The organism is Nocardioides sp. Z40_12 (assembly GCF_058215795.1).
The window spans coordinates 117678-135873 of the sequence record NZ_JBZAJA010000005.1; the positions used below are offsets into that span (position 1 = coordinate 117678).

The following is an 18196-nucleotide window of genomic DNA, read 5'->3' on the forward strand; positions in this document are numbered from 1 at the left end:
GAGATCTAGGGTACGGCTCATGCGACTGACCAACATCGCCCATCTGCGGTTGCCCTTCGGTCGGTTGCGCGCCTACCAGCTCGCGGTGGAGCCCTCCGGCCGGTCCCTGCCGGTCTCCTTCGACCAGCGACGGCACGTCGGGGCCGGCGACCGGGCCGGGTCGTGGATGGCGCTCTCGTTCCGGCTTCCCTCCCCCAGGCCCGCCCCGGAGGTCGAGGCCGCGTGGCGTGCGGTCCTGCTGCGGCACGGCACGCTGCGCTCGGTCTTCTCACCCGGCCCCGATGGGCCGGAGCTCGAGGCGGTGACGGTGGGCGAGGGCCGGTGGGTCGACCACCCGATCGCCGCGGGCCAGGCGGTCAACGACGCGCTGCGCGAGCTCCTGGACGCCGCCTGCCGTCCCTGCTCGGCCCCCTCGCACCTGCTGTGCCTGCTGGAGACCGCCGACGGGACGACCCTGGTGGTCGCCGCCGACCACGCGCACGTGGACATGTGGTCGATGCTGGTGATCGCCCGCGACCTCCTCGGCGCCCTGGACGCCGTACGGCTCGGCCAGGAGCCGTTCGCCGACCTGCCCACCCCTCCCCACTTCGCCGAGCACACCGCCGCGCTGCAGGCCATGGAGCCCGCCCCCGAGGAGGTGCGGGAGCGCTGGCGCACCACCCTGGAGGAGTCGGGCGGGGTGATGCCCCGCTTCCCGATGCCGCTGGGCCCGGACGACGGGATGCACCGGGAGCGGGTCGAGGTGCGCGACGTGCTCGACGTCGACGCGAGCGCCTCCCTGGGGCACCTCGCGGCCGAGCTGGGGGTCTCCACCCTGGCGGTGGTGGTGGCGGCGATGACCCGGGTGACCCGGGTGCTGGCCGACGAGCCGCTACGGGCGGTCTTCCCGGTGCACAGCCGCTACGAGCCCACCTGGCACGACTCCGTGGGGTGGTTCATCACCAACTCGGTGCTGTGCAACGACGACCCCGACCCGCGCTCCGCCGCGACGGCGGTCAAGGACGCGGTCCGGCTGGGGTCGTGGCCGCTGGAGGACGTGCTCGCGCCGTGGGGCGGGATGCCCGAGGCGCCCGGGATGTTCGCCATCTCCTGGCTGGACCTGCGGCGGCTGCCGGTGCGGGTCGACGCCACCGGCCTGGAGGCGCAGTACGTGGGCGCCTCGATCCTCACCGACGGGGTGATGCTCTGGTTCGTCCTCGACGAGTCCGGACTTCACCTGCGCTGCCGCTACCCCGACACCGACGAGGCGCGCCGCAACGTCGGCCGGTGGCTCGACCTCCTCGTCGCCGAGCTGCGACGGGACTCCCAGGAGGCCTCCGGCGGGCTGCTCGCGGTGGGTGGGCGCGCCTACCGCCTCGCGCGTGCGACGCGTGAGGACGTGCCGGCCCTGGTCGCCCTCCTCGCCGGCGACGAGATCGGGGCGAGCCGCGAGAGCCTCGACCTTCCTCGCTACGAGGCCGCCTACGACCGCATCGCGCGCGACCCCGGCCAGCTGCTGGTGGCGGTGCGCGACGAGAGCGGCTCGGTCATCGCCACCATGCAGCTCTCGGTGATCCCCGGGCTCTCCCGGTCCGGGGCCACCCGGCTGCAGGTCGAGGGGGTCCGGGTCGACCCGGCGCTCCGCGGCGGCGGCCTCGGCACCGCGATGCTGGAGTGGGCGCACGAGCACGGCCGCGCGCGCGGCGCGACGCTGGCCCAGCTCACCTCGGACGCCCGACGCCAGGACGCCCACGCGTTCTACGCCCGGCTCGGGTACGTCGCCAGCCACCGCGGCCTGAAGCGGCCGCTCTAGCTGGAGCCGGCCTCAGCCCTCGCGCCGCACCTTCCGGGCGTGCGCGAGCCAGTCCCGCGCCTTGTCGGCGTGGGCGAGGTCGACGTGGGTGCCCTTGAACCGGACCGCGCCGTGGCCCTCGGCGACGGCCTTCTCCACGGTCGCCACCAGCTCCTCGTGGTAGGCGACCTCCTCGTCGGAGGGGGTGTAGACCTCGTGCACCACCGGCACGTGGGAGGGGTGGATCAGGACCTGGCCGCGGAAGCCGAGCTGGAGGCCGTAGTCGGCGAACTCGCGCAGACCCTCGAGGTCGGCGAGGTCCTCCCAGAGACCGGTGAGCGGGTGCAGGCCGAACTGGCGGCAGGCCAGCAGGATGCGGCTGCGCAGGTAGAGCGTCTCGCTGCCCTCGCGCGACTGGCGGTAGCCCACCGCGCGGGCGATGTCGGCGTGCTCGGAGGTGGGCCCGATCATCGCGCCCACCCGCGGGGACGCCCCGGCGATCTCGGTGGCGTTGGTGATCGCGTCGACCATCTCCACCGGCACGATCATCTCCAGGCCCTCGGCGCCGTTGCGCGCCTCGAACCAGTCGATCAGCGTCTCCCACCGGACCACGTCGGTGGCGTTGCGGATCTTGGGGGTGAACAGACCCGTCAGCTCGGGGCAGACGACGGCCTCGAGGTCCGCGCCCGACATCTTGGTGTCCAGCGCGTTGGGCCGCACGAAGAGTCCCACGTCGGGCGACTCGGCGCGCAGCTCGGCGAGCGTCTTGCGCGCGGTGTCACGGGCCGACTCCTTGAGGCCGGCCGGGACCGAGTCCTCCAGGTCGATGACCAGGCAGTCGGCCCCGGAGGCCAGCGCCTTGCGGGCCCACTCCGGCTTGTGCGCGGGGACGAAGAGGATCGAGCGGTAGGGATGCACGTCAGCTCCTGGGAGGGGGGTGGCTCAGCGGGTCTCGGGGGTCCGGTCGAAGGTGTCCTCGGTGACCCCGAGCTCACGGAGCTTGGCCTTCTGCACCCGCTGCGAGGGGGTCTTGGGCAGCTCCTCGACGAAGCGCAGGTAGCGCGGCACCGCGAACGACGGGATGCGCCCGTCGCAGTGCTCCCACAGCTCCGCAGGCGTCACCTCCTCCTTGGTGATGACGTAGGCCATCACCTCGTCCTCGCCCGCCTCGGTGGAGGCCGGCACCGCGATGACCGCGCACTCCACGACGGCCGGGTGGCTCAGCACGGAGGTCTCGATCTCGTAGGAGGAGATGTTCTCCCCGCGGCGGCGCAGCGCGTCCTTGAAGCGGTCGACGAAGTAGAACCAGCCCTCCTCGTCCTGCCGCAGCGCGTCGCCGGTGTGGTACCAGAGGTTGCGCCAAGCCTCGACGGTCTTCTCGGGGGCGTTGAAGTAGCCCATCGAGCAGATGAACGGCACCTTGGGCCGGATGACCAGCTCGCCGATCTCACCGACCGCGACCGGCTCGTCGGTCACCGGGTCGACCAGCGCGACGTCGAACCACTCGTCGGCCGCCAGGCCGGCCGCGCCCGCCGGGCGGTCCTCGCCGTACGGCGAGATGATCGGCGCCGAGGTCTCGGTGAGGCCGAAGACCTCCACGAACGCCTCGATGCCGTAACGCTCCTTCATCGGCTGCACCAGGGTCGCGGCGGTCGGGGCGGCGAAGACGACCCGCAGCGGGTTGTCGGCGTCGTCCTCGCGGCGGTCCTGCTTCCAGATGAAGTCCATCATCACGCCGATGAAGTTGGTGACCGTCACCCGGCTCTCCCGGATGTGGTCGATCCACCGGCTCGCGGAGAACTTGCTGCGGATCACGCAGCGGGCGCCGGCGACCAACGTCGGGTAGGCGGCCATGAACTGGGCGTTGCCGTGGAAGAGCGGGGTGAGCGTCATCCAGGCGTCGGCCGAGGTGAGCCGGACCAGCGAGACGCACTCGTCGGCGAAGAAGTACATCTGGGCGTGCGGCATCGCCACGCCCTTCGACGGGCCGGTGGTCCCGGAGGTGAAGAGCACCGAGGCGAGGTCCTGCGGGAGCACCTCGGGCAGCTCGACGCTCGTACCGGCGGGCAGCTCGTCCTCGAGCTCGTCCCACGGGGCGGCCTCCCAGCCGTTCTCGCGCAGCAGCTGGATCGCCTTGTCCTGCTGGCCGTTGTCGATCACCCAGAACTTGGTGATCGTCGAGGCGGCCTCCTTGACCGCGACGAACCGCTCGGCGAAGACGTCGTCGATGACCGCCAGCCTCGCCTCCACGGTGCGCACCTGGTGGGCCAGGAAGTCGTGCTCGTAAGCGGTGTTGATCGGCACCTCGACCAGGCCCGCCACGGCGGTGGCGATCCAGGTGCGCACGAAGCGCGAGGAGTTCTGCGCGACCAGCACCACGCGGTCGCCCTGGCCGGCGCCCTGGGTGAGGAAGTTGCGGCCCACCCGCTCGGCGGAGGCCAGCATCTCGCCGAAGGTCCAGGTGGCGCTCTCCTCCGGCACGTCGAGCCAGACCGAGTCGGGCCGCTCGGCGGCGTGGTGGCGCAGCACGGTCGGCAGCGCCCACTGGGAGCGGTCCTCGAAGGTGGGCTTCAGATCGCGGTAGTAGCGGAACGTCACGGTTCGAACCCCTCGTCAGGACTTCTCGGCGCGGGCGCCACGGAAGTCGGGTTTGCGCTTGGCCAGGAAGGCCCTGGCGCCTTCGAGCATGTCCTCGCTGCCGATCGCCTGGATCAGCGCGCCGAGGTTGGCGGCCATGTTGTCCTTCGACTGGTTCCACCACTGGTTGGAGCTGGTCTTGGCGATCTCCAGGTAGCGCGGGCTGAGCGCGTCGATCTCGTCGAGCCACCGCTCCACGGCGGCGTCGAGGCCGTCGTCGGGGACGACCTCGTTGACCAGGCCCCACTCGTGGGCCTGGGCGGCGGAGTAGCGGCGGCACATCATCGCCATCTCCTTGGCCCGGCGCTCGCCGATCTGCACCGCCATCAGGTTGGTCGCCCCGAGCACCGGCGCGGAGCCGACCTTGGGACCGGTCTGGCCGAACGTCGAGCGCTCGGTGGCGATCGCGAAGTCACAGGCCACGACCATCTCGTTGCCGCCCCCGGCGGCGGCGCCGTCGACCGCGGCGATCACCGGGCGCGGGCAGGCGCGGATCGCGTCGAGCAGCCGCAGCGAGGTGGTGAAGAGACGCCGCAGCTGGGCCGGGTCGGGCTCGCCGAGCTGGGTCAGCGCGCCGCCGGCGCAGAAGCTGCCGGCCGCCCCGGTGATGACCACCGCGCGGGCCTCAGCGGCGTCCTCGACCGCGGTGATCATGGCGCGGGCCATGTCCAGGTCGTAGGCGTTGCGCCGCTCGGGTGCGTTGATGGTGATCCACACGACGTCGCGGCGTTCGGCCACCTCGATGCTGCCCACGGACACTCCTCTCCTACGACCTATTGATGGTGTTCATGATCAACATTACTCACAGACGCTTCCGCTTGGCAACGGCCCTCCCCCACCCTCTCCCAGTCGGCCCCCGACCGCGAGGACCCCGGGACGTCATCGGCACAGGTTGTCCCGGCGACCGGAGGTGATGACGTCCCGCGGGGTGGGGCCTCACGACCCTGGGACGTCATCGGAGTGGGTCGTCCGGGCAACCAGAGCTGATGACGTCCCGCGGGGAGGGGGCGAGGCGGGGGCGGGGAGGGGGCGGGGCGGGGAGGGGGCGGGGGCGGCGGGGCGGGGCGCGGTCAGGTACGGCGGGCGCGGAAGGCGGCGACCGCGTCGCGGTGCTCGGGGGTGCCGAAGAGCAGCGCGATCGCCTCGACGGACTCCGGGTAGCCGACCTCGGTGCCCCGGTTGAGGAACGCCTTGCCGACCTGCACGGCTAGCGGGGAGTTGCCGGCCATCTCGGTGGCCAGCTCGACCGCCGCGTCGACCAGGCGGTCGTCGGCGTGCACCTCCTGCACCAGCCCCATCTCGAGCGCCTTCGCGGCGTCCACGGTGCGGCCGCTCAGCGCCAGGTAGCGCGTCCAGTGCCGCCCGATCACGTCGGGGCCGCGGACGATGCCGTAACCGGGCATCAGCCCCACCGAGGCCTCCTTGAACGAGAAGCGCGCCGACTCGGCGGCGTACGCGACGTCGCAGGCCAGGGTGAGCTCGCTGCCCCCGCCGAAGGCGATCCCGTTGACCGCCCCGACGACGGGCACGGCGCACTTCTCCACCGCGTGGAACGCCTCGTAGACCCGCAGCAGGTGGGGCCGGACCAGGTGCACGTCCCCGTCGAGGCCGTGGAACATGTCGATGTCGCCGCCGGCGGAGAAGGCGCGCCCCTCCCCCGTCAGCACCACCGCGCGGTGCGGGTCGCCGTCCTTGCCGACCCGGCGCATCAGGCTGGTCAGCTCGGCGAACCACTGCTGGTCCATGGCGTTGAGCTTCTCGGGCCGGCACATCGTCACCAGCAGCACGCCCGGGTCGAGCGACTCCAGCCGGAACCGCTCGTAGCCCTGCAGGTGCTCGGGCAGCACGGTGGTCATGAGGTCTCCCGGTCGTAGGTGTCGGGCGTGACGCCGTCCTGGCGCAGCTTGTACTTCTCCACCCGCTGGCTCGGGGTCAACGGGAGTGCGTCGACCTGGCGCACGAAGCGCGGGACGGCGAAGGCGGTCAGCCGGCCCTCGCAGTGGGCCAGCAGCTCCTTGGGGTCGAGGCGGGCTCCGGGAGCCGGGACCACGGCGACCATCACCTCCTCCTCGGAGAGCTCGGAGTCGACCCCGAAGGCGGCGACCTGGGCGACGCCGGGGTGCTCGGCGATCACCCGCTCCACCTCCCAGGTGGAGATGTTCTCGCCGCGGCGGCGCACCGTGTCCTTCATCCGGTCGAGGAAGGTGAGGTAGCCGTCCTCGTCGAGGACGCCGCGGTCACCGGTGTGGAACCAGAGGTTGCGCCACGCGTGCACGGTGGCGGCCGCGTCCTCCTCGTAGCCGTCGAACATCCAGCCCGGGTTCTTGGGCCGGGCCACGATCTCGCCGGGGGTGCCCGGGGGCAGCGCCTCGTCGTGCTCGTCGACGACGGCGACCCGGTAGAGCGGCGACTCCTGGCCCGCGGTGCCGACCCGTCGCCGCTCGGGCGGCATCTCGCAGATGAGCGAGAGCTCGGTGCTGCCGTAGATCTCGGTGAGGCGCAGGTCGAACCGCTCCTCGAACGCCTCGAAGATCTCGGCCGGGCACGGGGCGCCGAAGGCCACCCGGACCGGGTTGTCCCGGTCGTCGGGCCGCGCCGGCTGCTTGTGCAGGATGCTCATCATCGCGCCCTGGTAGTTGAAGGCGGTGATGGACTCGCGGCGGCAGATCTCCCAGAAGCCCGAGGCGGTGAAGCGGCGGTGCATCAGCAGCCGGGCGCCGGACTCGAGCGCCGCCATCACCGAGCAGTAGCGGGCGTTGGAGTGGTAGAGCGGGAAGACGCTGTAGAGCCGGTCGGCCGGGGTGTAGCCCATCAGCTCGACGGTGTGGCGGGCCAGGTTGACGTTGGCCCGGTGCGAGAGCCGGACGCCCTTGGGCGGCCCGGTCGTCCCGGAGGTGTAGAGGATCACCGCGACCGAGCCGGGGTCGACGGCCGGGGCCTCCCCCGCCGGGTGGGCGAGCAGCTCGGCGAAGGTGCTGGCGTTCAGCCCCGACAGCCCTGCCGGGGTCTCGGTCGCCTCGGCCGGCTCCTCGGGGTCGAGCAGCACCAGGTGCTCCACCGACGAGCCCTCGACCGCCCCCTCCAGGAGCTCGAGCAGCTCGGGTGCGCAGATCACCACCCGGGCCCGCGACCTGGTCAGGCAGTGCTGGAGCAGCACCGTGCCCGACGCCGGGTTGAGCGGGACCTCGACCAGCCCGGCCCGGGCGATGCCGAACCAGGACTGGAGGGCGGCGATCCGGGCGCTGGTCAGGACGGCGACCCGGTCGCCGGGGCCGAGGCCGAGGGCCAGCAGGCCGGCCGCGACCGAGCTCGCGGCCCGGTCGAGCTCGGCGGCGGTGGCCGCCTCGTCCTCGACGACGATCTCGGCGTCGCGGCGGCCGGGGTCCGCGGCCAGCGCGGCCAGCCATCCCCCGATGCTCAGGTCGGTCACGTCAGGCGTCTTCGGCAACGGGCTGCTCCTCCTCGGTCTTCCGGCCGCGACCGTCGCCGGCCAGCCGGGTGGAGTCGTGGGAGGCGGTGACCCGGGTGGGCACCACCTCGATCACCACACGCTTGGGGCTGTCGAGCAGCCGCACGAAGGCGTCGGGGTCCTCGGGGGCGAGCCGGGGGGCCAGCCTGCGCACCCGGTCGAGGACCACGTCGCGGTCCCGGTGCACCCGGGCCTCCCCGCGCAGCGCCACCATCCGGCGGCCCGGCAGGTCGGTCCCGGTGTTGGAGACCACGACGGCGACCCGCGGGTCGGAGTCGACCCCGCGGACCTGGCGCCGCCCCTCGACGGTGGCGAACCAGAAGTGCCCGTCCTCGTCGACCTGGAAGCTCATCACCACCGCGGTGGGGAACCCGTCCTGGAGGAACGAGAGCACGCACTCGGTCTGGGCCTCCCAGAGCTGGCGCTGCTCGGCCACGCCGAGGCGCGCCTGGGCGAGGTCCTCGATGTCCTGGTCGCCCGGGCGCCCCTGGGGAACTGCCCCCTGCGCCGGCTGCTCAGGCATCGTCGACGAGGGCTGCCTCGCCCAGCATCGCGTGCACGATCGCCTTGTTGCCGCGCGCCTCGGAGGCCGGGCCGCTCCAGACGGTCTCGCCGCGGGTGACCACGACGACGTCGTCGGCGATCCGCAGGCCCGCGTCGGCGTTCTGCTCGACCATCAGGATGCCGATGCCCGCGTCGGCCATCGTCCGGACGCTGCTGAGCACCTTCTCGACCATCGTCGGGGCCAGCCCCATCGAGGGCTCGTCCAGCAGCATCAGCTTGGGCTTCGACATCAGCGCCCGGCCGAAGGCCAGCATCTGCTGCTCGCCGCCCGACAGCAGGCCGGCCTGGGAGTGGCGCCGGTCGCCGAGGATCGGGAACTTCTCGTAGACCTCCTCCAGGCCGGCGTCCAGGCCGCCGCGGGGCGCGGCGTAGCCGCCGATCCGCAGGTTCTCCTCGACGGTGAGGGGGAAGAAGATCTTGCGCCCCTCGGGGACCAGGACCATCCCGTGCTTGACCACCTTGTGGGCGGGCGTGCCCGTGATGTCCCTGCCCTCGAGCACGACCTTGCCCGACGCGGGCTTGTGGAAGCCGGCGACCGCCCGGAGGCTGGTCGTCTTGCCGGCGCCGTTGGCACCCAGCACCAGCGTGATGCTGCCGGCCTCGGCGGAGAACGAGACGCCGTGCACCGCCCGGACCGGGCCGTAGTTGACGTGCAGATCGGTGACCTCAAGCATCGTCGGCCGCCCCCTTCCCCAAGTAGGCCTCCTGGACGTCGGGGTGGCGCACCACCTCCGCGGGCGTGCCCTGGGCGATGAGCTTGCCGAAGTTCATCGCGAAGAGGTAGTCGCAGGTGTCGACCATCATCTGCACGTCGTGCTCGACGATGAACTGGGTGATCCCCTCCTCGAGCAGCTGCTTCATCAGCGCGCCGATCTCCTCGCGCTCGGCGGTGTTCATGCCGGCCGTCGGCTCGTCGAGCAGCAGCAGCCGGGGTCGGCCGATGATGGCGCGGGCGAACTCCACCCGGCGCTGCATGCCGTAGGAGAGCTCGTCGGGACGCATCCGCGCCACCTCGCGCAGACCGATCCGCTCCATCACCTCCTCGACCCGGGTCGAGGCCTCCTTGCGGGTCTCCTTCGACAGGGTGTCCTGGCCGAGCAGGATGTTGTCGCGCACCGAGCGGTCGTCGAGCAGCCGCACGGTCTGGAAGGTGCGGGCGATCCCCATGTGGTGGACCTTGCGGGCCGGCCGGCGGGTGTAGTCCTCCCCGTCGAGCACGAAGCGCCCGCGGGTCAGCGGCGTCAGCCGGGTCATCGCGCCGAGCAGGGTCGACTTGCCCGACCCGTTGGGGCCGAGCACCCCGTAGATCTGGCCCGGCCGCATCTCGAGCGTGATGCCGTCGACGGCCTTGACGCCGCCGAAGTGCACCGCGACGTCCTGGACCTCCAGCAGCGCCGTCCTGGCGCGCACTGCGGTGTCAGTCATCTGCCTCAGCTCTTCTCTTGCAGGAGGGCGGCCACGCGGGCGCGCTCCTCTCGGGTGCGGAAGCGGTGCCAGGCGTTCTTGATCACGCCGAGCACGCCGTTGGGCAGGTAGATCGCGGCGGCGGCGACGATGAAGCCGTAGGCGACCTTCTCCCACTCCTGGACGAACGAGAGCCAGGTGGGCAGCCACACGAAGATGACGGCCCCGATCAGCGCGCCGACCCACGACCGGGCGCCGCCCACCACGATCGCGGTCAGCGCCACGATCACCAGGTGGAAGTTGACCTCGGCCGGGGTGATGGTCGAGCGCAGCAGGGTGGTGATCGCACCGGCCAGGCCGCCGATCAGGCCCGAGAGGGCGAAGGACATCAGCCGGTAGCGGTTGACGTCGATGCCCAGCGCCTGGGCGAGCTCGGGGTCCTCACGGACCGTGTCGATCCGCCGGCCGAGGCCGCGGGCCTCGGTCCAGACCAGGACCGCGACGACCGCGAGGGCCACCAGCACGATCTGGATCATGCTGATCTCGCCCAGCGCCCCGTAGAGGCCGCCGGCCCCACCGGTCAGGTCGCCGCCGTTGACCGCGACGACCGAGACGATGAGGGTGAAGGCGATGGTCGCCATGCCCATGTAGAGGCCGGTGAGGCGTCGCACCACCAGGCCCAGGACGAAGACCACCAGGGCGGCGGCCAGCGCGCCGACGGCCACCGACGGCCAGGTCGACCACTCCAGGTGGACCATCGTCATCGCGGCGCCGTAGCCGCCGACGCCGAAGGCGCCGACCCCGGCGAAGGAGAAGACCCCGAAGCGCAGCGGCACCTGGATGCTCAGCGCCAGCAGCAGCGTGGTCAGCGTCGTCTGGATCAGGACGACGTTCATGTAGTACCAGTCGCTCATGTGCGTCGCACCTCCTTGCGGCCGAGGAGCCCCTGGGGGCGAGCGAGCAGGATCAGGAAGATGAGGCCGAAGGAGACCGCGTCGACCCAGGTCCCCCAGTTCATGTAGAGCACGAAGGTCTCCGCGCCGGCCAGCACGTAGGCGCCGATGACGGTGCCCGCCATCGACCCCAGGCCGCCGAGCACGATGACCGCGAAGGCCTTGATGATCAGCTGGTCACCGGTCTCCGGCGCGATGGCGCCGAGCTGGAAGGTGAGCAGCGCCCCGGCCAGGCCGGCCATCGCCCCGGCGACGGCCATGGTGCCGAAGGCCAGGACGGTGCGGTTGACCCCCATGCCGGCGGCGGTCTCGGCGTCGACGCCGATCGCGCGCAGCGCCAGGCCCTGGCGGGACCTGCGCAGCCAGAGGGTGAGGCCGATCCCCATGGCGAGGCCGGCGACGATGATGATGGCCGACGTGGTGGTCAGCCGGAGGCCGAAGACCTCGAAGACCTCGGCCTTGTAGCTGCTCGTGAAGCCGAAGGGGCTCGAGCGCGTCTCGCGCTGGGCGAGCGCCAGCGGGATGGCGGCGACGCCGATGCCGCCGATCAGGATCCGCATCTCGGCGGCGTGCTGGTTCTTGGAGCGCTTCAGGATCGGTTGGAAGGCGAGCAGCATGGTCAGCGAGGAGATGATCGCGCCGGTCAGCACGGCGATCGCGATCACGCCCAGGAAGGGCAGCTCGGTCTCCCGGCTGACCAGGTGGCCGACGAAGGCCGAGAACATGAAGGTGGCGCCGTGGGCGAAGTTGAGGATGCCGATGGTCCCCCAGACCAAGGCCATGCCCAGCGCGAACAACAGGTAGATCGAGCCCAGCGTCGCTGCGTTCAGCAGATCTTGCACGGGGGTTCCTCTCGGTGTTGACGGGACGGAGTCACCGGGGTGCGGTCCTCGCGGACCACACCCCGGTCACCCTCACTTGACGAGCGTCTCCTTGCCGTCCTGCCAGCGCACGAGGGTGCCGTCGATCCGGGCGTCGTTCCCGTCGAAGGTCACCTCGCCCATCGCGCCGCTGTAGCCGTCGGCGGCGATCTCGGCGAGACCCTCGCGGATCCCCTCGCGGGAGGAGTCGCCCGAGGCCTTGATGGCCCGCGCGATCCACCAGATGGCGTCGTAGCCGTCAGCGGCGTACGGCGTGGCCTCCTTGTCGAACTTGGCCTGGAAGGCCTTGGCGAAGGCGTCGGACGCCTTGTCCTCCATGGCGACCGAGAACGGCACCGGGTAGACCAGGCCGTTGGCGTTGTCGCCGGCGGCCTCGATGTTGCCGGCGGCCTGGACCGAGGTGGCCACGATCTGTCCGTCGTAGCCGGCGTCGTTGAGCTGGCCGAGCGCGGTCACCGACTGGGGGGCGATGAGCAGCATGACGAGCGCGTCCGCGCCCTCCTTGGCGACCTGCTGGGCCTGGCCGGAGAAGTCCTGCGTGGTCATCTGGACCGGCAGCGACTGCACGATCTCCATGCTCCGCTCCTCGGCCATCGCCGGGACGTCGTCCTCGCCGAGCAGGGCGAACGTCGGGAAGGTGGCGTTGTAGAGGACCGAGACGGTCTTGACGCCCTCCTCCTCCAGGAAGTCCATCACCGAGGCGTAGTAGGACTCCATCGGCGGGGTGACGCGGAAGGTGTAGTCGTTGGTCACGACGCCCTCGCCACCCGCCTGGGTGAAGACGGTCGGCACCTTCTGGCGGCCCACCAGGGGCGAGACCGTGGCGGCCTGCTGGGTGGAGACCGGGCCCATGATCGCGGAGACGTCGCGGTCGCCCATGGCCTTGCTCATCTCGCTCGACGCCCGCTCGATCTCACCGGCGGTGTCGTACTTCTCCAGCTCGATGGTCACGCCGTCGCCGAGGAAGCCCTGCTCCTCGATCTCCTCGATCGCGAGCTCGGCACCCTCCGAGGCACCCAGGCCGGCGTAGGCCACGGTGCCGGTCTGGTCCTGCACCTGGGCGATCTTGATCGTGTCGGCGACGCCGCCGTCGCCACTGGCGCTGCCGCCACCACCACCGTCTCCGCACGCGGCGGTGCCGAACACCGTCGCCATGGCCAGGCCTGCCAGCAGCGCCTTGCGCATCTGCGCTCCTCTACCCATCGTTCCTCCACTGTTCGTTAGGTTGCAGGTCCCGCCGCGGAAGCGGAGGACTCTTGGGTGTCAGGCGACCGGGTCGCCCGACAGTTCACGACCGACCAGGTAGGCCAGCGTCAGTCCGCGCCCGAGCGCGATTCCCGAGTTGTAGGCGGTGCCGGTGGTGGTCAGCGCCGCCACCGACCCGGCGGCGTAGAGACCGGGGACCGGCTCTCCGTCCTCGGCGAGGACGTGTCCGTCGCCGTCGATGCGGACGCCCGAGGTGCCGATCCCGGTGCCGACGAAACGCAGCCGGATGCCGTGGAAGGGAGCCTGGACGATGGGCCCGAGCACGGGGCTGGGCTTGTTCTCCGGGTCGCCGGCGAACTTGTTGACGTAGTCCACGGTGCCGCGGCCCCAGTCGGGGTCCTCGCCCTTGTCGGCGTACTGGCTGAACCGCTCGGCGGTCCGGGTCAGCTGCTCGCCGTCGATGCCGAGCTTGTCGCCGAGCTCCTCGAGTGTGTCGGCCGAGGTCACCCAGCCATCGGGGTAGTCGCCGCCGGGCGGGGTCGCGGCCAGGCCGTACTTGATCCGGTGCTGGTCGTCCCAGACCAGGAAGAACGGCAGGTGGGTGTCGTCGGGGTCGAGCGTGCGGCGGCAGATGTCGACCCAGTAGGAGTCGTTGCAGTAGCGGTTGCCGTGCCGGTCGACGATCATCGAGTGCGGCATCGCGTACTCCGGGCCGTAGCCGAAGCCGGTGCCGACCTGCGAGCGCCATCCGGGAAGGATCGGCGTGGCGTTGGCGGGGATCCGGGCGATCTCGCCGCCGACCTGGCGGGCCAGCTTGATGCCGTCGCCGCGCAGCGTCTCGGGGGCGACCGAGCCCCAGTCCTCCTCGGTGAGGCCGAGGATCTCGTGGACCAGCTCGGGGTCCCAGTCGTAGGTGCTGGTGGCCAGCACCACCGGACCGCGCAGCTCCACGGTCCCGTCGGGGGTCTCGGCGCGGAGGCCGACGACGGCGCCGTCCTCGGTGATCAGCTCGACGACCCGGTGCTCGGTGCGGATCTCCACCAGCTCGTGGGCCACCACGCGCGCCAGGAAGCCGGCGACCACGCCGGTGCCGTAGGTGAGCGGGTCGGCGTCGGTGGCCCGCTCGAACTCGGTGCCGTCGGAGAGGCCGAAGGCGGGCAGCCCGGCGTGCGACTGCTTGGTCGCGCTCTGCTCCTCGCCGGCGTCGTCGACGTACGTCGCCCGGCGGCCCTTCTCCAGCAGGTCGCGGTAGGTCGTGCCGACCGGGAAGTAGGGGCTGTAGCGCAGCTTCTCGCGCCACGGCCCGAGCACCGAGCCGTCGATGACCTCGTTGGTCAGGTAACGCCCCTGGGGCAGCGCCCCGTCCGCCTCGTTGTGGTAGTCGGCGAGACCCGGGATGACGGTCCAGCGGATGGCGCCGTTCTCCTCGAAGTACTCCATCGCGGCGGGCGAGACGTCGATCCAGCGCAACAGCGCCTTCTCGTCGAGCACCTCGGGCGCCAGGTGGGAGGCGACGTCGCGGATGTAGGTCTCGGTCAGCGCCTTGGAGTCGCCCTCGATGCCCTCGCGCCGGGCCACGTGGTTGTCGCCGCACCACACCTGGCCGCCGGAGTAGGCGGCCGCGCCGCCGACCAGGTCGGCGGCCTCGAGCACCAGGGCCGGGCGGCCGTGGAGCGCGCAGGTCAGCGCCGTGGAGAGACCGGACAGGCCAGCGCCCACGACCAGGACGGGCACCTGCGCACCGTCGGAGGAGGCGGCCACGGCAGTGGGGCTGTCGGTCATCGGGAACACTCCTTGTCCAGGTGACAGTGGTCTGCGTCACAGGTCCTAAGGATGAGTGAATATCATGATCACTGTTGTGTCAATATCCCTGCGAATCATTTGACTCGTTAGGGGGTGGAGCGCAGATGTCCGTCCCCGACCGGGACGACCGCGCTGGTGCGGGCCGGCTCCCCCGGGAAGCGGACCCGGTCCACCTCGGGCAGGGTCGCGGCGTAGTCGATCGCGGAGGCCGCGTAGAGGAACCGCACCTCGCGGCGGGTGAAGACCCAGCGACCCTCGTGGCGGGCGTACCGGTCGGCGTAGCGGTAGGCGGCCAGCAGCACGCCCCGGCTGGTGACGAGCTCGGCGTGGCCGCTGGAGCTGCCGACCGCCTCGTCGGGGCCGGCGGTCTGGACCACCACGGCGTGCGGGGTGTGCACCATCCGCCGGAAGCCGCGCATCGACGCGCCCAGGGTCTCCGCGATCTCCGGCCAGCCCGTGGCGAGGTGACCGTCGCGGTCGAAGACCGCGTCGGGGTGGAACATCTGCTGCAGCGCGTCGAGGTCGTGGTCGTCGACGCACAACGCGTAGCGGGCCACCAGGTCGCGCACCTCCTCGCGGTCCAGGAGGCCCTGGACCCGGGGGTCGGCCCCGGCAGCCCCGCTCACACCTGGACCTCGAAGCGGGGCGCCGGCAGCTCCCCGAGGACCTTGCGCAGCCGCTCGGGGATCTGCGCCTTCGAGAAGTCGCCCGGGTTGCGCGAGGCGAAGACCATCTGGCCCTTGGTCACCAGCCGGTCACCGCGGGTGAACTCGAAGCCCACCGCGTAGGAGCTGCTGCCGATCCGCTCGGCGACGGCCTGGCAGACGATCTCGTCGAAGACCTCGACGGTGTCGACGTAGCGGCAGCCCGAGCTGATGCCGACGGTGACGACGCCGAGGTCGTCGGCCATCTGGCCGCTGCGGATCCCGTGGGAGTAGAGCCACGTGGAGTAGCAGCGCTCCATCCAGCGGTAGTAGATGTCGAAGTAGGCGATGCCCACCGTGTCGGTGTCGCCGTAGGCCAGCTGGAAGGCGAGGCGGCCCTTGGCGGGCTCGTGGGTCAGCGTCGTCATCGGGTCTCCTCCAGGAGCACGTCGGCGGTCCCGGAGAGCACGACGGCGCCGCCGACGACCTCCAGGCTGATGTCAGCGGTGGCCACCCGGCCACGCTCGGTCTCCTCGACCGCGGTGACGGTGCCGGTGGCCCGCACCCGGTCGCCGGCCAGGACGTTGCCCTGGAAGCGCACCCGGAAGGTGAGCAGGCGGTCGCGCCCGCCGGCCCAGCGGGCCAGCATGGTCTGCAGGTAGCCCATGTTGAGCGGGCCCTGGTTGACCGGCCGCTCGTCCATGCCCAGCGCGGCCAGCGCGCGGGTGTCGAAGTGGATCGGGTTGGGGTCGGCCAGCAGCGCGGCCATCACCTTCATCTTCTCCGGGTCGACGGTGAGCTCGAGCGCGGGGATCGTGGTGCCGACGCTCACGTCGTCAGGCGCGCTCATGCCGACCTCCTCGGGAAGACGATCGAGTTGTAGCAGCGGGCCACGTGGTCGCCGCCGCGGTGCAGGTCGAGCTCGTAGCCGACGACGTCCATGGCACCGGCACGCCGGCCGACCTTGCGGTCGACCGAGACCACCCGCCCGGAGACCTGGTAGGTCGCGCCGGTCTCCAGGGGGCGGTGCAGCGTGGTGTGGTGCTCGCCGAACATCGGGCCGTCCGCGGCGGTGGCTTCGAACCACCCGAAGAGGTCGTCCCAGGTCATCCCCATCCCGGCGACGCCCGCCATCCAGGCCAGCACCGGGTGGGGCACCTCGTCCCACGGGTCGTCGAGCAGGGTGTCGGCCACCAGCCAGGCCCGCCAGGGGGCGAGCGTGTACTCGCCCCCCGGGAACTCGCGACCGACCCTGTCCTCGTAGCCTCCCGGCTCAGACATTGCGATCCTGGTCCTCCCAGAACGGCTTGCGCAGCTCGCGCTTGAGGATCTTGCCGGTGGGCGCCTTGGGCAGCTCGACGACGAAGTCGACCGACCGCGGCTTCTGGTAGCTCGCCAGGTGCTTCTTGGCCTGCTCGATGATCTCCTGCTCGGTCGCCTCCGCGCCCGGCTTGAGGACCACGAACCCCTTGACCGTCTCGCCCCACTCCTCGTCGGGCACGCCGATCACGGCGCACTCGAGCACGGCCGGGTGGGAGGCGATGGCCTCCTCGACCTGGACGGAGTAGATGTTCTCCCCGCCCGAGATGATCATGTCCTTGGCGCGGTCGACGATGAAGACGTAGCGGTCCTCGTCCCAGGTGGCCACGTCGCCGGTCCACATCCAGCCGTCGCGCAGGGTCTGCGCGGTGAGGTCGGGGCGGTTGAGGTAGCCGACCATGTTGGCCGGGCTCTTGACGATGATCTGGCCGGGGGTCTTCCCGTCCTGGGGCACGTCGTTGCCGTCGAGGTCGACGACCCGGACGCTGGTCACGAAGCCCTCGCGGCCGCACGACTTGAGCCGCTCGGGGTGGATCCCGTTGATGGCGTCGAGGTGGTCCTCCTGGGAGAGGAACGTCATCGTGGTGCCCTCGGTCTGCCCGTAGCCCTGGATCAGGGTGCACGGGAAGGAGTCGAGCGCCTGCCGGACGATGTTGGACGGCATCGGCCCGCCGCCGTACTGGATGTTGCGCAGGCTGGAGAGGTCGTACTGCGCGAAGTTGGGCTCCGCCATCATCCAGTTGAGCATCGTGGTGACGCCGAGGAACGCCGAGACCTTCTCGTTCTCGATCAGGTCGAGGGCGAGCTTGGGCGCGAAGTTCATCAGCACCAGCGGGCAGCCGTGCTTGAGGTAGTTCATCGCCAGCACGATCGGGATGTGGTACATCTGCCCGGTCAGCATGTAGACGTCGGTCGGCACGATCCGCTCCGCGACCGTCTGGTTGAGCATGCCGGCCGCGGCGCTGCGGTGGGTGTGCAGGGCGCCCTTGGAGTCGCCCGTGGTGCCACCGGTGTAGAGCAGGAAGAACGGGTCGTCCTCCCCCACCTTGTCGCTCTGCGCGGGCTCCTCGTCCGACGACCGGGCGATCAGCTCGTCGAGGCTGCCGTCCGAGCCGGGGCCGAAGGAGAGGGAGGCGACCAGGTCGACCTCACGCTCCACGGCGGTCGCCACCTCGGCGAACTCGCCCTGGGTGATCAGCACCCGGGGACCGGCGTCGCGGACCACGCCGACCAGCGCCGGGGTGGCCAGCCGCCAGTTGAGCGGTTGGGTGACCAGGCCGACCCGGCCGGCGGCGAAGTAGAGCGCCTGGAACTCCACGCAGTTGCGCGAGAGCATCGCGACCTTGTCGCCCTTGGTGAGACCGAGGGCCAGCAGGCCGTTGGCCATCCGGCGGACGAGCTCGTCGAAGTCGCGCCAGGTGACGCGCCGGTCATCGGCGGCGTCGTAGATGGCCTGCCGGTGGGGGGTCATGCGCGCCCACTTGGCAGGGATGAGTCCTTGGTTCATGCAGGTCCTCCGGGGAGTCTTCCGAGATCGGCAGGCG

At 71.4% G+C, this 18196-nt stretch carries 18 protein-coding genes; 1 reads left to right on the plus strand and 17 read right to left on the minus strand.

All coding sequences use genetic code 11. From position 1 onward, the window contains the following. Positions 1-19 precede the first annotated feature (19 nt). A complete protein-coding gene (locus AC4BG9_RS11205) occupies positions 20-1792 on the plus strand; it encodes a GNAT family N-acetyltransferase (protein WP_490571178.1) in 1773 nt (590 codons plus the stop codon). Positions 1793-1804: 12 nt separating this feature from the next. On the opposite strand, the gene AC4BG9_RS11210 is transcribed toward AC4BG9_RS11205, so the two are convergent. The 17 genes from AC4BG9_RS11210 to AC4BG9_RS11290 form a co-directional block, all read right to left on the minus strand. Next, complete coding sequence (locus AC4BG9_RS11210; RefSeq protein WP_490571179.1) at positions 1805-2689, minus strand: HpcH/HpaI aldolase/citrate lyase family protein; 885 nt, start codon at positions 2687-2689, stop codon at positions 1805-1807. A gap of 24 nt (positions 2690-2713) precedes the next feature. Continuing rightward, a complete protein-coding gene (locus AC4BG9_RS11215; RefSeq protein WP_490571180.1) occupies positions 2714-4369 on the minus strand; it encodes an AMP-binding protein in 1656 nt (551 codons plus the stop codon). 15 nt (positions 4370-4384) lie between these two features. Then, complete coding sequence (locus AC4BG9_RS11220) at positions 4385-5161, minus strand: enoyl-CoA hydratase/isomerase family protein (RefSeq protein ID WP_490571181.1); 777 nt, start codon at positions 5159-5161, stop codon at positions 4385-4387. A gap of 317 nt (positions 5162-5478) precedes the next feature. Further along, entirely contained in the window at positions 5479-6264 is a 786-nt protein-coding gene (locus AC4BG9_RS11225; protein ID WP_490571182.1) for an enoyl-CoA hydratase/isomerase family protein, read from the minus strand. Then, entirely contained in the window at positions 6261-7838 is a 1578-nt protein-coding gene (locus AC4BG9_RS11230; protein WP_490571183.1) for an AMP-binding protein, read from the minus strand. The genes AC4BG9_RS11225 and AC4BG9_RS11230 overlap by 4 nt, the downstream gene beginning before the upstream one ends. Position 7839: 1 nt before the next feature. Beyond that, complete coding sequence (locus AC4BG9_RS11235; RefSeq protein ID WP_490571184.1) at positions 7840-8400, minus strand: pyridoxamine 5'-phosphate oxidase family protein; 561 nt, start codon at positions 8398-8400, stop codon at positions 7840-7842. Next, a complete protein-coding gene (locus AC4BG9_RS11240) occupies positions 8393-9115 on the minus strand; it encodes an ABC transporter ATP-binding protein (RefSeq protein ID WP_490571185.1) in 723 nt (240 codons plus the stop codon). Before AC4BG9_RS11240 ends, AC4BG9_RS11235 begins: the two co-directional genes overlap by 8 nt. Beyond that, a complete protein-coding gene (locus AC4BG9_RS11245; RefSeq protein ID WP_490571186.1) occupies positions 9108-9866 on the minus strand; it encodes an ABC transporter ATP-binding protein in 759 nt (252 codons plus the stop codon). Before AC4BG9_RS11245 ends, AC4BG9_RS11240 begins: the two co-directional genes overlap by 8 nt. A gap of 5 nt (positions 9867-9871) precedes the next feature. Then, positions 9872-10759, minus strand: coding sequence for a branched-chain amino acid ABC transporter permease (locus AC4BG9_RS11250; protein ID WP_490571187.1), 888 nt, complete (start codon positions 10757-10759; stop codon positions 9872-9874). Continuing rightward, positions 10756-11640 carry a branched-chain amino acid ABC transporter permease gene (locus AC4BG9_RS11255; RefSeq protein ID WP_490571188.1) on the minus strand — a complete coding sequence of 295 codons (885 nt, stop codon included), beginning with the start codon at positions 11638-11640 and terminating at the stop codon, positions 10756-10758. Before AC4BG9_RS11255 ends, AC4BG9_RS11250 begins: the two co-directional genes overlap by 4 nt. Positions 11641-11712: 72 nt before the next feature. Further along, the gene (locus AC4BG9_RS11260) at positions 11713-12864 is read right to left on the minus strand and encodes an ABC transporter substrate-binding protein (RefSeq protein WP_490571189.1); all 1152 of its coding nucleotides are present in this window, start codon (positions 12862-12864) and stop codon (positions 11713-11715) included. A 78-nt stretch (positions 12865-12942) separates the two neighbouring features. Next, the gene (locus AC4BG9_RS11265; RefSeq protein WP_490571190.1) at positions 12943-14667 is read right to left on the minus strand and encodes an FAD-dependent oxidoreductase; all 1725 of its coding nucleotides are present in this window, start codon (positions 14665-14667) and stop codon (positions 12943-12945) included. Between the two features lie 107 nt (positions 14668-14774). Then, on the minus strand, positions 14775-15314 hold the full coding sequence (locus tag AC4BG9_RS11270) for a nuclear transport factor 2 family protein (protein WP_490571191.1): 540 nt from the start codon (positions 15312-15314) through the stop codon (positions 14775-14777). Next, complete coding sequence (locus AC4BG9_RS11275) at positions 15311-15760, minus strand: acyl-CoA thioesterase (RefSeq protein ID WP_490571192.1); 450 nt, start codon at positions 15758-15760, stop codon at positions 15311-15313. Before AC4BG9_RS11275 ends, AC4BG9_RS11270 begins: the two co-directional genes overlap by 4 nt. Beyond that, entirely contained in the window at positions 15757-16182 is a 426-nt protein-coding gene (locus AC4BG9_RS11280; protein WP_490571193.1) for a MaoC family dehydratase, read from the minus strand. The genes AC4BG9_RS11275 and AC4BG9_RS11280 overlap by 4 nt, the downstream gene beginning before the upstream one ends. Continuing rightward, positions 16179-16613 carry a hypothetical protein gene (locus tag AC4BG9_RS11285; RefSeq protein ID WP_490571194.1) on the minus strand — a complete coding sequence of 145 codons (435 nt, stop codon included), beginning with the start codon at positions 16611-16613 and terminating at the stop codon, positions 16179-16181. The genes AC4BG9_RS11280 and AC4BG9_RS11285 overlap by 4 nt, the downstream gene beginning before the upstream one ends. Then, on the minus strand, positions 16606-18123 hold the full coding sequence (locus AC4BG9_RS11290) for an AMP-binding protein (RefSeq protein WP_490571195.1): 1518 nt from the start codon (positions 18121-18123) through the stop codon (positions 16606-16608). The genes AC4BG9_RS11285 and AC4BG9_RS11290 overlap by 8 nt, the downstream gene beginning before the upstream one ends. Positions 18124-18196 lie beyond the last annotated feature (73 nt).

Coding starts and splice junctions, on each gene's coding strand:
- AC4BG9_RS11205 (WP_490571178.1), top strand. CDS start 20: ATGCGACTGACCAACATCGCCCATCTGCGGTTGCCCTTCGGTCGGTTG.
- AC4BG9_RS11225 (WP_490571182.1), bottom strand. CDS start 6,264: ATGACCACCGTGCTGCCCGAGCACCTGCAGGGCTACGAGCGGTTCCGG.
- AC4BG9_RS11235 (WP_490571184.1), bottom strand. CDS start 8,400: ATGCCTGAGCAGCCGGCGCAGGGGGCAGTTCCCCAGGGGCGCCCGGGC.
- AC4BG9_RS11240 (WP_490571185.1), bottom strand. CDS start 9,115: ATGCTTGAGGTCACCGATCTGCACGTCAACTACGGCCCGGTCCGGGCG.
- AC4BG9_RS11245 (WP_490571186.1), bottom strand. CDS start 9,866: ATGACTGACACCGCAGTGCGCGCCAGGACGGCGCTGCTGGAGGTCCAG.
- AC4BG9_RS11250 (WP_490571187.1), bottom strand. CDS start 10,759: ATGAGCGACTGGTACTACATGAACGTCGTCCTGATCCAGACGACGCTG.
- AC4BG9_RS11260 (WP_490571189.1), bottom strand. CDS start 12,864: ATGCGCAAGGCGCTGCTGGCAGGCCTGGCCATGGCGACGGTGTTCGGC.
- AC4BG9_RS11265 (WP_490571190.1), bottom strand. CDS start 14,667: ATGACCGACAGCCCCACTGCCGTGGCCGCCTCCTCCGACGGTGCGCAG.
- AC4BG9_RS11275 (WP_490571192.1), bottom strand. CDS start 15,760: ATGACGACGCTGACCCACGAGCCCGCCAAGGGCCGCCTCGCCTTCCAG.
- AC4BG9_RS11280 (WP_490571193.1), bottom strand. CDS start 16,182: ATGAGCGCGCCTGACGACGTGAGCGTCGGCACCACGATCCCCGCGCTC.
- AC4BG9_RS11285 (WP_490571194.1), bottom strand. CDS start 16,613: ATGTCTGAGCCGGGAGGCTACGAGGACAGGGTCGGTCGCGAGTTCCCG.
- AC4BG9_RS11290 (WP_490571195.1), bottom strand. CDS start 18,123: ATGACCCCCCACCGGCAGGCCATCTACGACGCCGCCGATGACCGGCGC.